The organism is Erwinia sp. B116 (assembly GCF_002865965.1).
Lineage (GTDB): Bacteria > Pseudomonadota > Gammaproteobacteria > Enterobacterales > Enterobacteriaceae > Erwinia.
Map to the genome: position 1 here is coordinate 78,198 of NZ_JRZZ01000003.1, position 13,375 is coordinate 91,572.

13 protein-coding genes and 3 tRNA genes are annotated in these 13,375 nt (G+C 59.4%); 8 read left to right on the forward strand and 8 right to left on the reverse strand.

Annotated elements, in window-relative coordinates; all coding sequences use genetic code 11:
• Positions 1–54: 54 nt before the first annotated feature.
• Positions 55–606 carry a SecY-interacting protein gene (gene syd / locus NV64_RS03205; RefSeq protein ID WP_101505308.1) on the reverse strand — a complete coding sequence of 184 codons (552 nt, stop codon included), beginning with the start codon at positions 604–606 and terminating at the stop codon, positions 55–57.
• 118 nt (positions 607–724) lie between these two features.
• On the opposite strand from syd, the gene queF reads away from it, so the two are divergent.
• The 3 genes from queF (at position 725) to xni (ending at position 3,902) form a co-directional block, all read left to right on the forward strand.
• On the forward strand, positions 725–1,570 hold the full coding sequence (gene queF, locus NV64_RS03210) for an NADPH-dependent 7-cyano-7-deazaguanine reductase QueF (protein WP_101505309.1): 846 nt from the start codon (positions 725–727) through the stop codon (positions 1,568–1,570).
• 174 nt (positions 1,571–1,744) lie between these two features.
• Positions 1,745–3,109: a nucleotide 5'-monophosphate nucleosidase PpnN gene (gene ppnN / locus NV64_RS03215; protein ID WP_056232066.1), complete on the forward strand. Its 1,365-nt coding sequence runs from the start codon at positions 1,745–1,747 to the stop codon at positions 3,107–3,109.
• Between the two features lie 40 nt (positions 3,110–3,149).
• Positions 3,150–3,902: a flap endonuclease Xni gene (gene xni / locus NV64_RS03220; RefSeq protein WP_056232064.1), complete on the forward strand. Its 753-nt coding sequence runs from the start codon at positions 3,150–3,152 to the stop codon at positions 3,900–3,902.
• A gap of 9 nt (positions 3,903–3,911) precedes the next feature.
• Here the strand turns inward: xni and rlmM are convergent, their stop codons facing one another.
• From rlmM to NV64_RS03240, 4 genes are all read right to left on the reverse strand, one after another.
• Positions 3,912–5,012 (reverse strand): 23S rRNA (cytidine(2498)-2'-O)-methyltransferase RlmM, encoded by a 1,101-nt coding sequence (gene rlmM, locus NV64_RS03225; RefSeq protein ID WP_101505310.1) that lies wholly within the window; start codon positions 5,010–5,012, stop codon positions 3,912–3,914.
• Complete coding sequence (locus tag NV64_RS03230; protein WP_056232058.1) at positions 5,005–5,400, reverse strand: DUF423 domain-containing protein; 396 nt, start codon at positions 5,398–5,400, stop codon at positions 5,005–5,007. The genes rlmM and NV64_RS03230 overlap by 8 nt, the downstream gene beginning before the upstream one ends.
• 78 nt (positions 5,401–5,478) lie before the next feature.
• On the reverse strand, positions 5,479–6,399 hold the full coding sequence (locus NV64_RS03235; protein WP_056232056.1) for a transcriptional regulator GcvA: 921 nt from the start codon (positions 6,397–6,399) through the stop codon (positions 5,479–5,481).
• Between the two features lie 345 nt (positions 6,400–6,744).
• Entirely contained in the window at positions 6,745–6,969 is a 225-nt protein-coding gene (locus tag NV64_RS03240) for a YgdI/YgdR family lipoprotein (RefSeq protein ID WP_056232053.1), read from the reverse strand.
• A 221-nt stretch (positions 6,970–7,190) separates the two neighbouring features.
• Here NV64_RS03240 and csdA point away from each other — a divergent pair, with 221 nt between their 5' ends.
• Both csdA and csdE read left to right on the forward strand, forming a co-directional pair.
• The gene (csdA, locus tag NV64_RS03245; RefSeq protein ID WP_101505311.1) at positions 7,191–8,396 is read left to right on the forward strand and encodes a cysteine desulfurase CsdA; all 1,206 of its coding nucleotides are present in this window, start codon (positions 7,191–7,193) and stop codon (positions 8,394–8,396) included.
• 3 nt (positions 8,397–8,399) lie between these two features.
• Entirely contained in the window at positions 8,400–8,840 is a 441-nt protein-coding gene (gene csdE / locus NV64_RS03250) for a cysteine desulfurase sulfur acceptor subunit CsdE (protein ID WP_056232047.1), read from the forward strand.
• A gap of 452 nt (positions 8,841–9,292) precedes the next feature.
• On the opposite strand, the gene tcdA is transcribed toward csdE, so the two are convergent.
• Complete coding sequence (tcdA, locus tag NV64_RS03255; protein ID WP_056232046.1) at positions 9,293–10,123, reverse strand: tRNA cyclic N6-threonylcarbamoyladenosine(37) synthase TcdA; 831 nt, start codon at positions 10,121–10,123, stop codon at positions 9,293–9,295.
• 51 nt (positions 10,124–10,174) lie between these two features.
• Complete coding sequence (gene mltA / locus NV64_RS03260) at positions 10,175–11,326, reverse strand: murein transglycosylase A (RefSeq protein ID WP_056232044.1); 1,152 nt, start codon at positions 11,324–11,326, stop codon at positions 10,175–10,177.
• Positions 11,327–11,540: 214 nt separating this feature from the next.
• On the opposite strand from mltA, the gene NV64_RS03265 reads away from it, so the two are divergent.
• The 3 genes from NV64_RS03265 to NV64_RS03275 all read left to right on the forward strand — a co-directional run bounded on the left by NV64_RS03265 (position 11,541) and on the right by NV64_RS03275 (position 11,873).
• Positions 11,541–11,617: transfer RNA gene (locus NV64_RS03265), tRNA-Met, on the forward strand.
• 64 nt (positions 11,618–11,681) lie between these two features.
• A tRNA-Met gene (locus NV64_RS03270) sits at positions 11,682–11,758 on the forward strand.
• Between the two features lie 38 nt (positions 11,759–11,796).
• Positions 11,797–11,873 (forward strand) — tRNA-Met (locus NV64_RS03275).
• A 111-nt stretch (positions 11,874–11,984) separates the two neighbouring features.
• On the opposite strand, the gene amiC is transcribed toward NV64_RS03275, so the two are convergent.
• The gene (gene amiC, locus NV64_RS03280) at positions 11,985–13,229 is read right to left on the reverse strand and encodes an N-acetylmuramoyl-L-alanine amidase AmiC (RefSeq protein WP_101505312.1); all 1,245 of its coding nucleotides are present in this window, start codon (positions 13,227–13,229) and stop codon (positions 11,985–11,987) included.
• Between the last annotated feature and the right edge of the window lie 146 nt (positions 13,230–13,375).

Below are 13,375 nucleotides of genomic sequence, written 5' to 3' on the forward strand. Positions count from 1 at the left end.
ATCTCGCACAGCTTTTGTAAGAGATCTCGCACGCATCATGCAGCTATTAACGAATCAGCTAACGATAAGTGGCTGTAACGAAATAAGAAAATTCTTAAGAGAAGGCGCAATCACTTCGCGGTTTTTCTTCCCCAGCTGTTCGAGAATCACTTCACCGCTGAGATTACACACCGAGATCACCTCCAGCTCCGACTCGGTGGTGGCAATAAACAGCGTGGGCGACTGCTTTAAACGCCGTTTCATCAGCAGATGACCGATTAGATTCTCCTGCACCCGAATAAAGTCCTCTTCGCTCCACGCCTGCAGCAGCGAGAGCGCCAGGCCGTCGCAGCTGGCCGCCATGTCGCCGGCAAACTGGGTGGTCCAGAACGCCGTAAGCGCCGGCTGCAATTGCAGATCCAGCGCCCGTTCTACCGCCAGCAGATTCTGTGCCAGGGTAAAAGGCTGCGGCTGCCACCAGACGCTCTCCTGCTGCGTCTGCAGCACACAGGGTGAGGGAACCCCGGTCAACTCCGCGCTGGCAGGGGCGTGCCCGCGCTGCTGCTGCCAGAGACTGCAGTAACGTTCGGTAAAATCGCTTAATGCCTGGCCGGTTTCATCAATCATTCTTTTTTCACTCTTTGTATGCTGAGTTACACTGACCGCCTATTGTAGCCCGAACCCGCGTCGGGCTGACTGACCAATTTGCAACTGCGCCTGCCAGCTCAGGCAGTAAGGTAATACGATGTCTTCCTACGACAACCATCAGGCCCTTGACGGCCTGACGCTGGGTAAGCCCACAGAGTACCACGACCGCTACCAGCCGACGCTGCTGCAGGCGGTGCCGCGCAGCCTGAACCGCGAACCGCTGGGTCTGTTCCCGGATAACCTGCCCTTCAGCGGCGCCGATATCTGGACGCTGTACGAACTGTCATGGCTGAATGCGAAGGGTCTGCCGCAGGTGGCGGTGGCGGAGGTGAGCCTCGACGCCGCCAGCCGCAACCTGATCGAATCGAAAAGCTTTAAGCTCTACCTGAACAGCTTCAACCAGACCCCGTTTGCCGACTGGGGCGAGGTGCGCAGCACGCTGGAGCGCGATCTGAGCGCCTGCGCCGAGGGCGACGTCGCCGTCGCGCTGTTCCGCCTGCAGGAGATCGAAGGGCAGCCGATCGGCCACTTCAGCGGCCACTGCATCGACGAGCAGGATATCACCATCGACAACTATCAGTTCAGTACCGACTATCTGCAGGATGCCATCGGCCAGGAAGTGGTCGAAGAGCAGCTGGTCAGCCATCTGCTGAAGTCCAACTGCCTGATTACCAACCAGCCCGACTGGGGCTCGGTACAGATCAGCTATCGTGGCCCGCGTATTCAGCGTGAAGCGCTGCTGCGTTATCTGGTCTCATTCCGCCACCACAATGAGTTTCACGAACAGTGCGTGGAGCGCATCTTCAACGATATTCTGCGTTTCTGCCGGCCAGAAACGCTCAGCGTCTACGCCCGTTATACCCGGCGCGGCGGGCTGGATATCAATCCGTGGCGCACCAACGGCAGCTTCCGTCCGTCACGTTCACGGCTGGTACGTCAGTAAGCCTCATGGTTCACATCGTCAGCGATTGCCCGCGCGCGGGAGTGTTTTTTTAGCGCCCGGAGCGCTAAGCTGATGACGGGCAACCAGAAAAGGGTGCCCAGGGATATTTTACCCCGCGGCTGCGGCAGCAATCGCGGAGTTACCGATCACCCAGGCGGGTGTAAAGGAGTTCACTTGATTACTCAAATCAGCCCACTCGGCTCGATGGATCTGCTTTCTCAACTGGAAGTCGACATGCTGAAGCGCACGGCCAGCAGCGACCTCTACCAGCTGTTTCGTAACTGTTCCCTGGCCGTGCTTAACTCCGGAAGTCTGACCGACAGCAGCCATGAGCTGCTCTCCCGCTTCGAAAGTTTTGATATCAACGTGCTGCGCCGCGAACGCGGCGTCAAATTAGAGCTGATCAACCCGCCGGAAGAGGCGTTCGTTGACGGCCGCTTAATCCGCTCGCTGCAGGCCAACCTGTTTGCCGTACTGCGCGATATTCTGTTTGTGAACGGTCAGATCGACCACGCCGGGCGCTTCCAGCATCTCAACGTGGAAAACTCGGTGCATATCACCAACCTGGTGTTCTCTATTCTGCGCAACGCACGGGCGCTGCACGTCGGCGAAGAGCCCAACACCGTAGTGTGCTGGGGCGGCCACTCGATCAACGCCGTGGAGTACCAGTACTGCCGCAGCGTCGGCGCCCAGCTCGGCCTGCGCGAGCTGAATATCTGTACCGGCTGCGGACCGGGGGTGATGGAAGCGCCGATGAAAGGTGCCGCGGTGGGTCACGCCCAGCAGCGTTACAAAGAGGGGCGCTTTATTGGCCTGACCGAGCCGTCAATTATTGCCGCCGAGCCGCCGAATCCGCTGGTCAATGAGCTGATCATTATGCCGGACATTGAGAAACGGCTGGAAGCCTTCGTGCGCATTGCCCACGGCATCATTATCTTCCCGGGCGGGGTGGGCACGGCAGAAGAGCTGCTCTACCTGCTGGGGATCCTGATGAACCCGCACAACCACGACCAGGTGCTGCCGCTGATCCTCACCGGGCCAAAAGAGAGCGCCGACTACTTCCGCGGGCTGGATGAGTTTATCGTCAGCACGCTGGGCGAAGCCGCCCGCGTTCACTACCGCATCATTATTGACGATGCGGCGGAAGTGGCGCGTCTGATGAAAAAAGCGATGCCGAAGGTGAAAGAGTACCGCCGTGAAACCGGCGACGCCTACAGCTTCAACTGGGCGCTGCGCATTGCGCCGGACCTGCAGGTGCCCTTTATGCCCAGCCATGAAAATATGGCAAACCTCAACCTTTACCCGGATCAGCCCGCCGAGCAGCTGGCCGCCGCGCTGCGCCGCGCCTTCTCCGGCATCGTGGCCGGTAACGTGAAAGACGTCGGCATCCGCGCGATTAAAGAACAGGGGCCGTACAAGCTGCACGGCGATCCGCAAATGATGCGCCGCATGGACGAGCTGCTGCAGGGCTTTGTCGCCCAGCACCGCATGAAACTGCCCGGCAGCGCCTACATCCCCTGCTACGAAATCATCAAGTAACCTCACCCAGCGGCCCGCAGGGCCGCTCAGGGCCAACACTATGATCCATCTGTTAATTATTGACGCGCTGAACCTGATTCGGCGCATTCACGCGGTACAGGGCTCGCCCTGCCAGCAGGCATGCACTCACGCCGTGCAGCAGCTGTTGCTGCACACCGGGGCCAGCCATGCGGTGGCGGTGTTTGACGATGACGACCGCCGCGAAAGCTGGCGGCACAGGCTGCTGCCCGACTACAAAGCGGGGCGTTCGCCGATGCCGGACGCGCTGCACGACGAAATGCCGCTGCTGCGCGCGGCCTTCGCCACCCTTGGCGTGGCCAGCTGGCACTCGCCCGGCGATGAGGCGGATGACCTCGCCGCCACCCTCGCCTGCAAAATTTCAGCAGCGGGGCACCAGGCGACCATCGTCTCGACCGATAAGGGCTACTGCCAGCTGCTGGCGGCCAACATTCGCATTCGCGACTACTTTCAAAAGCGCTGGCTGGACGTGCCCTTTATCGCCGATGAATTCGGCGTCGCGCCGCAGCAGCTTACCGACTACTGGGGGCTGGCCGGCATCAGCAGCAGTAAAATCGCCGGCGTCCCCGGCATTGGCGGCAAAAGCGCCGCGCAGCTGTTACAGCAGTTTGGCAGCCTGGACGCGATCTATGCACAGCTGGACCAGGTGCCGGACAAGTGGCGCAACCGGCTAAGCGGCGCGCAGCAGCAGGCAGAGATCTGTAAGCAGGTGGCGACGCTGAAAACAGATTTGGTGCTGGAAGGGAATCTGAAGGATCTGCGCCTGCCGGGTTAAGCTAAAGCATTAACGCTCGTCGCGCCGTCCTCCGACCGCACTCCAGATGCGGCGAATATGTACCGTCACCTCTTCGCGATCGTGATACAGCTGACGCGCCTGGATCTGCGCATTGATACCGCTGGCCTTCAGCTTCTCGTCGATCATCGCCAGGTTCTGCGACACCTCTTCGTAGCGCTTTTTCATCGGCAGCTTGAGGTTAAAAATGGCCTCACGGCACCAGCCGTTGACCAGCCAGTCGGCCATCAGGTTAGCCACGCGCACCGGTTTTTCCACCATGTCGCAGACCACCCAGTAGTTGTTATTGCGCGTCGGGCGATACTTAAAGCCGTCCTCACGCTGGTGGAACACCTGCCCGGTGTCCATCAGGCTCGGCGCCATCGGGCCGTTATCCACCGCATTAACCATCATGCTGCGCTGCACCAGCTGATAGGTCCAGCCGCCGGGGCAGGCGCCGAGATCCACCGCCCACATGCCGCTGGCCAGACGTTCATCCCACTCATCCGCCGGGATAAACACGTGAAACGCCTCTTCCAGCTTCAGGGTCGAACGGCTGGGCGCGTCGGACGGGAACTTCAGCCGCGGGATGCCCATAAAGAACGGCGAGTTGTTGTGCGGCAGGGAGTAACCCACGTAGCAGTGGCCAGGCGCGATAAAGAACACGTGCACCACCGGACGCTTGTTGGTCTCATAGTTGAGCAGCACTTTTTCTTTACGCAGGGCGGCGCGCAGCGGCACGGTAAACTTGCGGCAGAACTTGAGCAGCTCTTTGCTCTCGTTGGTATCCGGCACTTCCACCCGCAGCTCACCCCCCTTCTCCACCGCGCCCACCAGCATGCCGGCCACCGGCGTGATGCGGTCCTCCGGCGGCAGGTCGCGCAGCAGCTCACCGACCACGATCATCTGGCGGGCGAAGATCAGCTGACTGTACGGCAGATCCTTCAGCAGCTTCTCGGCCTCACCGGGCTGATAGCATTCGAACAGCACGTAGGCCGAATCTTCTTTCACCCGGGCAAAGCCGAAAATCTGGTGTTCGGCGGCCTTAGCGGTGATCTCCGCCGCGCACTCTTTCTCAAAACCCTGACGGCAATACAGTAAAATTTTATTCATGACGTTCTGCCCTTTTTTTCAGACGCAGAGCGCCAACCAACATCAAGATCCAGCCAACCAGCAGGCAGGTGCCGCCGATCGGAGTGATATAAACCCACAATTTCAGGTGTGACAGCGCCAGGCTGTAGAGGCTGCCGCTAAACAGCACCACGCCGAGCGCCAGAAAAGCGCTGCTCCAGTAAAACCAGATATTGGCCCGGCGCAGCATCACCGCGGCGGTACCGAGGATCGCCAGGGTGTGGATCGCCTGGTAATCCAGCCCGGTTTTCAGCCACGCCATTTCAGCGGGGCCGAGAGATTTACCCAGCACGTGGGCACCAAACGCGCCCAGCATGACGTAGAAAAAGCCGCTAATTGCGGCAAAAATTAACATTGCGCGACTGGACATGGTCCATATCCTCAATCAGGGCAGCCCTGCGGTCGGGGCTGGCGTCCATCGATCACTTAAGCGTCCGCCACGGGCAGCTTACTGCTCGTAGCGAAAGCGAAATTTTTCCTGTTCACTGGCGGCTTTGGCCAGGATCCACTGCCGGAAGGCGGCTATTTTACCGAGTTCTGCCTGACTGTCATGACAAACCAGATAAAAAGCATTCTTACTTACCAGCACGTCGTTAAACGGGCAGACCAGCCTGCCGGCTTCAATCTCCGTCTGCGCCATCACGTTATTGGCCAGCGCGATCCCCTGGCCGTGAATCGCCGCCTGCAGCACCATCGCGCTGTGGCTGAAGATTGGCCCCTGCTGCACGTTGATGGCGTTCAGCCCCAGCTGACGGGTATAGGCCTGCCAGTCACGGCGCGAGGCGTCATGCAGCAGCGTATGCTGGCTCAGCGCCGCGGGCGAGGTTAACGGCCGGTCGCCGGTTAACAGCATCGGCGAGCACACCGGCAGCAGATACTCAGCGTAGAGTTTTTCAACCCGCAGGCCCGGCCAGTTACCACGGCCATAGAAAATTGCCACGTCAACGTCATCAGCCAGCTTCATCTCTTCATCGCGGTCGACCGCCTGAATACGCACGTCAATGCCCGGATAATCCGCGTTGAAACTGGTCAGGCGCGGCACCAGCCACTGGATGGCGAAACTCGGCAGCAGGCTGACCGTCAGCGCTCCTTTGGCGCTGCGCGCCTGCAGCTTACGGGTGGCGTCGTTGAGCGCGGTAAAAATCTCTTTGATATCGAGATAGTAGCTCTGCCCCTCTTCGGTCAGCAGCAGCGAGCGGTTACGGCGACGAAACAGCTTAAGCCCGAGGAAATCCTCCAGCGACTTGATTTGGTGGCTGACCGCCGCCTGGGTAACAAACAGCTCTTCTGCCGCTTTGGTAAAGCTCAGATGACGCGCCGCGGCATCAAAAACCCGCAGGGCGTTAAGAGGGGGCAAACGTTTCGACATGATGGATGGGGTCTTTCCCGGCATAAGCGTTGCTTTACAACACCTGGTTACGTATTAGTTTTTTTTATTCGACACATTATAAATTGTCCGTTGAGGAACCGCCAGCAAATACCTATAGTTGCCGCACTTCCTGAGCCGGAACGAAAAGTTTTTGAGGATTGGGTATTAACGTACTGAATCTTTGGCACTTTTGGCTTGTGGGCGTGATGTTGTGTTTGCAATTGACCTGACGATTTTCGGGTCCGGTGGCGTAAGCGACCTTTTATTCCTGTAGATTTACCCTGTCTGTCCATAGTAAATTCTTAGTAGCACCGCTTTTTGCGGTGCTTTTTTTTTGCCTGACGTTTACTGATCCATCTCCGCCATCTCTTTCACATCCGAACGGTTGATCTGCTGCATGTTGCCACTGGCATCTTTATAGCCGATCATTCCGGTGTCGTTATCCACCGACGGCTTGCCTTTGGCGACGATGGTGCGGCCATCGTTGGTGTGCATCACGTAGTTGCTGGAGCAGGCGGCCAGAGTAAAGGTCATGGCACAGGCGGCGATTACGGCAGCGATCTTTTTCATCTTAAATCTCCTTGCAGATAAATGGGCGTTAATCCCCCGCAGGCGGTTGACCCTGCGCCCCCGGGCAGTAAAAATGCCTGTAACGGGCGGCTTTGTTTTGCGGGTAATGGCATAACGCTGACCTTTTTTAGCATAACGCGCTTTTTTCGCTTTGCCAGAAAGCGACACTGAATTCAGCCTGGTCCTAAAAAACCGGCACTGCCCGCCCTGATGAGGAGAGTATGACGTCTTTTAATCCCGCGCTGTTTCGCCAGCAGTTTCCGGCGCTCGCTGAAGCCGGCAGCTACCTCGACAGCGCCGCCACCGCGCTAAAACCCCAGGCGGTGATTGACGCCAGCGAACAGTTTTATCGCCTGAGCGCCGGCACCGTTCACCGCAGCCAGTTTGCTGCCGCCCGCCGTCTCACCGAACGCTACGAGAACGCCCGAGGCCAGGTGGCCCACCTGCTGAACGCCGCCGATGCGCACGCCGTGGTCTGGACCAAAGGCACCACCGAAGCGATCAACCTGGTGGCACAAAGCTGGCTGCGTCCGCGCCTGCGGCCGGGCGATGAGATTGTCGTCAGCGAGGCGGAACACCATGCCAACCTGGTGCCCTGGCTGATGGTCGCCGAACAGTGCGGCGCACGGGTGGTGAAGTGGCCGCTGGGCGACGATCGCCTGCCGGATATCCGCCTGCTGCCCGCGCTGCTGAACAACCGTACCCGCCTGCTGGCGGTGAGCCAGATGTCTAACGTCACCGGCGGCTGCCCGGATCTGCCGCAGGCCATCACCCTTGCCCACGCCGCAGGTGCCAGCGTAATGGTGGACGGCGCACAGGGCGTCGTGCACGGCCCGCCCGACCTGCAGGCGCTGGACGTGGATTTCTATGCGTTCTCCGCCCACAAGCTGTACGGCCCGATGGGCACCGGTGCACTGGTGGCGAAACCGGAACGGCTGAATGAGATGGTGCCGTGGCAGGGTGGCGGAAAGATGCTGACTGAGGTCAGCTTTACAGGCTTTACACCGCAGGCTGTGCCCTGGTGCTTTGAAGCAGGAACCCCCAACGTTGCGGGGGTGATTGGCCTGAGCGCCGCACTCGAGTGGCTGGCAGACGTGGATATCGCGGCTGCCGAGCGCTGGAGTTGCGATCTTGCCAGCCTGGCCGACGCCCGGCTGAGCGCCCTGCCCGGCTACCGCAGCTTCCGCGTCGGCGAGTCCAGCGTGCTGGCGTTTGATATTGCCGGTGTGCACCACAGCGATGTGGTCACGCTGCTGGCGGAAAGTGGCGTGTCGCTGCGCGCCGGCCAGCACTGTGCTCAGCCGCTGCTGGCGGCGCTGGGGGTCAGCGGCACGCTGCGCGCCTCTTTTGCCCCCTATAATTCCCTTGAAGACGTGGACGCGCTGGTCGCGGCCATGACCACCGCACTTGACCTGTTGGCAGACTGAATCATGAACCTGATAGCCCCTCATCCGTTTGGCAGCGAGATTACCCGCGACGCGCTGCTGCAACAGTTTTCCGCTTTTCACCAGTGGGAAGATCGCTACCGCCAGCTGATCCTGCTGGGTAAAAAGCTGCCCGCGCTGGCAGAGGAACTTAAAGAGCGGGATATTGAGCTGAGCGGCTGTGAAAACCGCGTCTGGCTGGGGCATCAACGCCTGGCAGACGGTCGGCTGCATTTTTATGGCGACAGCGAGGGCCGCATCGTGCGCGGCCTGCTGGCGGTGCTGCTGGTGGCAGTGGAGGGGCAAACCCCGCAGCAGCTGGCGGCGGAGGACCCGCTGGCGCTGTTTGACCAGCTGGGTTTAAAAGCGCAGCTGAGCGCCTCGCGCAGCGCCGGATTACAAGCGCTGGCTGAAGCGGTATTAAAAACGGCTAATCACCAAAAGTGAATGTTGCACTATCGGGGGGACAAATCTGAGAATAGTTAGCCTCCCGGCGATGATAATCTGAACGGCTGCGGTCGTTTACGACTTTGTCGCGGATACTGTCGGTACATAAAGGGTTGCGCGACGCACGTTCCCGGTTAGCTTTGATGCTCCAGTTCTGATTATCCTTTTCCCGCTGCTGATACTGTTCCAGGGAGCGGGCAATTTCCCGGGCGTTCCAGCGTCCTTCTGGCTTGCCGCCAGCGCCAGAAGGAGGCAAGGTGCGGAATGACCCGCTGGATTTTTCGCGCTCCAGCTGGCAGGATCTTCAGGCTGCCAGTGGAAAGTGGGACCAGCCGCAGAAACGACAGCAGGTATGATGATTCCGATGATAATGATGAGTCGCGTTTTCATAAATCACCTGCGGGGAGGGTAAACTTAGCCACCACTCTGCGCCGGATATACTCAATCTGAAATCAATCAACGCGTGCAACCGCGGACTTTTGTGCGTTTGCGTTCGCCTTCGCCATCATCTTCTTCAGCACGTGTGACACGGCGACAAAACCAAAGGTCGCGGTAACCATGGTGGCTGCGCCAAACCCGGCGGCACAGTCCATCCGTTTCGGGCCTTCAGCGGTACTGCGCGAGGCGCACACCGTGCCGTCCGGCTGGGGATACATCAGCGCTTCGGTGGAAAACACGCAGTCGATACCCAGCTTGCCCTTGCTGTTTTTCACGATCTTAAAATCGTTTTTCAGCCGTTCGCGCAGCTTAGCCGCCAGCGGATCCTGAATGGTTTTCGCCAGATCGGCCACCTGAATCTGCGTCGGATCGATCTGCCCGCCCGCACCGCCGGTGGTCACCAGCGGCACCTTATTACGCCGGCACCAGGCCAGCAGCGCCGCTTTTGGCCGCACGCTGTCGATGGCATCAATCACGTAGCTGAACCCCTGGTTCATCAGCTCAGCGGTGTTATCCGGGGTGATAAAGTCGTCGACGCAGGTCACCCGGCACTCCGGGTTGATCTCGCGGATACGGGCGGCCATCACCTCGGTTTTCGCCTGGCCGACGTTATCCTTCAGCGCGTGGATCTGGCGATTGGTATTGGTGACGCAGACGTCATCCATATCAATCAGGGTGATGGCACCGATACCGGTACGCGCCAGCGCTTCGGCGGCCCAGGAACCGACGCCGCCGATGCCGACCACGCAAACGTGCGCGTCGGCAAACAGCTGCAGCGCGTCCTGACCATACAAACGCCCGGTGCCGCCAAAGCGTTGCCGCCAGGCGTCAGAAAGAACCGTCATGCACTATTCCTCGAAGAAAACGAAGGGCCACCTGGGTGGCCCGGAGAAAAATTACTGGCTGGCGAGCAGCGCGCCCTGCGCGTCACGCGGCACGGCGGCGGAAGAGAACAGCGGCGTACCGGCTCCCGGTGCGGTTTTCAGCACCCACACGCGGCCATAATGGTTAAACCAGCCCGCCATATGCCCGGCGTCCGGGCCGATGCCCTGGTAGATGTCAAAGTGCTGGCCTTTAATGGCCCCGCCGACGTCCAGCGCCACCATCATGCGCATCTCATATTTTCCGGTAAATTTACCGTTGTTGTCCAGCAGCGGGATCTCCGCCAGCAGCGTTGTCCCCGCCGGGATCAGTGACCGGTCAGAGGCCACCGACGCTTTGGCAATCAGCGGCACCGCGCTGGCCCCGCGCACCGGCGCAAAGTTCTCCGGCTTAAAGAACACGAACGACGGGTTCTGCTCCAGCAGCTCGCGCACCTCCGCTTCGCTGTGCTTCAGGCCCCACTCGCGGATCGCCTGCATCGACATATCTTCCCGCTTCACTTCGCCACGGTCGATCAGCACCTTACCGATGCTGCGGTAGGCGTGGCCGTTCTTGCCGCCGTAGCCGAAGAAGGTCAGCGGCCGGCCGTCGCCGAAGTCCACATAGCCGCTGCCCTGCACGTCCATAATAAAGTTATCCATCAGCGAATTGCTGTAGCCGGCAATATAGCGGTCACCCAGCGCACCGCTGTAAATCTGCGCGCGGCTCGGCAGCTGCTTGCCACGCGGACGCGGCGGCATGCGGTAGAGCGGATACTGGAACTCACCCTGGCGGGTGTAACGCGCCTGCAGCACCGGCGTATAATAGCCGGTAAACTGCACGTTGCCGTAGTTGTCGGCCCCTTCCATCTGGTAGGCATTCAGACCGAACTCCCGCAGCTGGCGGGTATCGCCGCCGGCCATCAGCCAGCTCTGCACCGCGCTGAAGGTGCTTACCTGGCGAGAGTAGAGACCGGATGAGCTGCTGCGGACCTGCTGTACCTGGTCGGCATAGTCTTTGCCGTTCACCGGGCGGCCTTTAGCGTTAGGCTGATTGACCAGGCCCAGCGGCTGCTCCAGCTTGCCATCCTTATACTGCTGCCCACGGTCGGTGGGTTTAGAGGAACATGCCGCCAGCAGCGCCAGCAGCGAACCGGTCAGTAAAACTTTAGCCCAACGTCCTTTCATACCTTTATCTACCCTTAACCGGAAATAAGCGAAATCTGCTGCGAAGATAGCAAAGCCGCCCTGAGAATAAAACGTGCGCCACCGCTGCGCGACGGCATTTGTGCAACAATCCAGCGCCTCGCTTAAAAAATGCGTCATCAGGATGATTTTAGCCACTTATCTGCAGAAAGGGGTTGCAAGAAAACTCATCAGGCGTATAGTGCGCATCCACGGACGCGGGATGGAGCAGCCTGGTAGCTCGTCGGGCTCATAACCCGAAGGTCGTCGGTTCAAATCCGGCTCCCGCAACCAATTCACCGCAGTCTGGTGAAGCAGTAAAAGATAGTGTCGTGATGGAAGCGACAAACCACGCGGACGCGGGATGGAGCAGCCTGGTAGCTCGTCGGGCTCATAACCCGAAGGTCGTCGGTTCAAATCCGGCTCCCGCAACCAATTTGCCGCAGTGGTCAGTAGTAAAAAGCGTTTACGGACGCGGGATGGAGCAGCCTGGTAGCTCGTCGGGCTCATAACCCGAAGGTCGTCGGTTCGAATCCGGCTCCCGCAACCAATTTAACACCCTGATGGGTGTTTTTTTGTTTCTGGCGTTTGTAAAACCGTTGAACAAGCGGAACGTCGTCCGCTTCTCCCCTGTAATCCTCTGCAAATACTCCTGAAACCGTTACCGGTGCGGGCTGAGCGATGCGCCGTTAGCAAAGTACGCCTTAATCCCGGCCAGAATTGACTCCGCCACCTGCTGCTGAAAGCGCGAGGTGCGCAGCTTACGCTCCTCTTCCACGTTACTGATAAACGCGGTTTCCACCAGAATTGACGGAATATCCGGCGCCTTCAGCACCGCAAAGCCGGCCTGATCCACCGAGCGCTTGTGCAGATGGTTAATATGGCCCATCCGTGACAGCACCTCTTTACCAAACTTCAGGCTGTCGTTGATGGTCAGGCTCTGCACCATATCAAACATGGTGCTGTCGAGATAGCGGTCGCCGCTCATGCTGACGCCGCCGATCAGATCTGATTCGTTCTGCGTCTGCGCGAGGAAGCGGGCGGCGGTGCTGGTCGCCCCTTTGGTCGAGAGCGCAAACACCGAAGAGCCGCGCGCGGCACGGCTGGTAAAGGCGTCGGCGTGGATCGAAATAAACAGATCGGCGCGCTGTTTACGCGCCTTCGCCACCCTGACCTTCAGAGGAATAAACACGTCTTCGTTGCGGGTCATATAGGCGCGCATGTTGGGCTGTTTATCGATCAGCGCCTTCAGCCGCCGGCCAATTTTCAGCACCACGTCCTTCTCACGCGTTTTATGCTTGCCCACCGCGCCGGAATCTTCCCCGCCGTGCCCGGGGTCGATCATGATCACGATCGGCCGATCGCGCCCGGCTTTGCCCGGCAGCGGCGCGGCGGCCGGCTGGTCACGCTCCAGATCGCCCTTGTTGTAATTTTCCAGCAGTGCCAGCAGCGGATCGTCGCTCTGTTTGTTCTGCGCCGGATAGAGATCCAGCACCAGGCGGTTGTTGATCCCGGCCACCGGGGCAAGGGTAAACACCTTCGGCGAAACATTCTGCTTCAGTTCCAGCACCAGCCGCACGGTGCGGGCATCGAACTGGCCGACGCGGGCGTTTTTAATATAGGGATCGTCCTGACGTACCAGCTTACCAATGCCCTTTAGCGTGTGGTTAAGCTGAATATCTTCTATATCCACCACCACCCGATCGGGATGGCTGAGCGCAAACTGCCTGTATTTTAACGGCCTGCCTGACTCAATGGTCAGGCGTGAGTAGGTCGAGGAGGGCCAGAGGCGGATCGCCACCACGTGGCTGCCTGCGGCCATCCCCACCCCGCTCACGCTGAGCAGCAGGCCGGCACCTGCGCCCTGTAACAGCCGTCGTCGGCTGAGAAAAGTTGAATCAGACATGCCACTCCAGATGCGCTAAAACGCGTAATAAAAAGCCAATTGAGACAAATTTGTAAAAACTTTAGCGAAAGCGCCGCCGGGTGTCACCCGGAAAAAGCGAATAAATGCAGTAAATTAGCATTACAGTTTCACGGTAACGGGTGATA

Coding starts and splice junctions, on each gene's coding strand:
- syd (WP_101505308.1), bottom strand. CDS start 606: ATGATTGATGAAACCGGCCAGGCATTAAGCGATTTTACCGAACGTTAC.
- queF (WP_101505309.1), top strand. CDS start 725: ATGTCTTCCTACGACAACCATCAGGCCCTTGACGGCCTGACGCTGGGT.
- xni (WP_056232064.1), top strand. CDS start 3,150: ATGATCCATCTGTTAATTATTGACGCGCTGAACCTGATTCGGCGCATT.
- rlmM (WP_101505310.1), bottom strand. CDS start 5,012: ATGAATAAAATTTTACTGTATTGCCGTCAGGGTTTTGAGAAAGAGTGC.
- NV64_RS03230 (WP_056232058.1), bottom strand. CDS start 5,400: ATGTCCAGTCGCGCAATGTTAATTTTTGCCGCAATTAGCGGCTTTTTC.
- NV64_RS03235 (WP_056232056.1), bottom strand. CDS start 6,399: ATGTCGAAACGTTTGCCCCCTCTTAACGCCCTGCGGGTTTTTGATGCC.
- NV64_RS03240 (WP_056232053.1), bottom strand. CDS start 6,969: ATGAAAAAGATCGCTGCCGTAATCGCCGCCTGTGCCATGACCTTTACT.
- csdA (WP_101505311.1), top strand. CDS start 7,191: ATGACGTCTTTTAATCCCGCGCTGTTTCGCCAGCAGTTTCCGGCGCTC.
- csdE (WP_056232047.1), top strand. CDS start 8,400: ATGAACCTGATAGCCCCTCATCCGTTTGGCAGCGAGATTACCCGCGAC.
- tcdA (WP_056232046.1), bottom strand. CDS start 10,123: ATGACGGTTCTTTCTGACGCCTGGCGGCAACGCTTTGGCGGCACCGGG.
- mltA (WP_056232044.1), bottom strand. CDS start 11,326: ATGAAAGGACGTTGGGCTAAAGTTTTACTGACCGGTTCGCTGCTGGCG.
- amiC (WP_101505312.1), bottom strand. CDS start 13,229: ATGTCTGATTCAACTTTTCTCAGCCGACGACGGCTGTTACAGGGCGCA.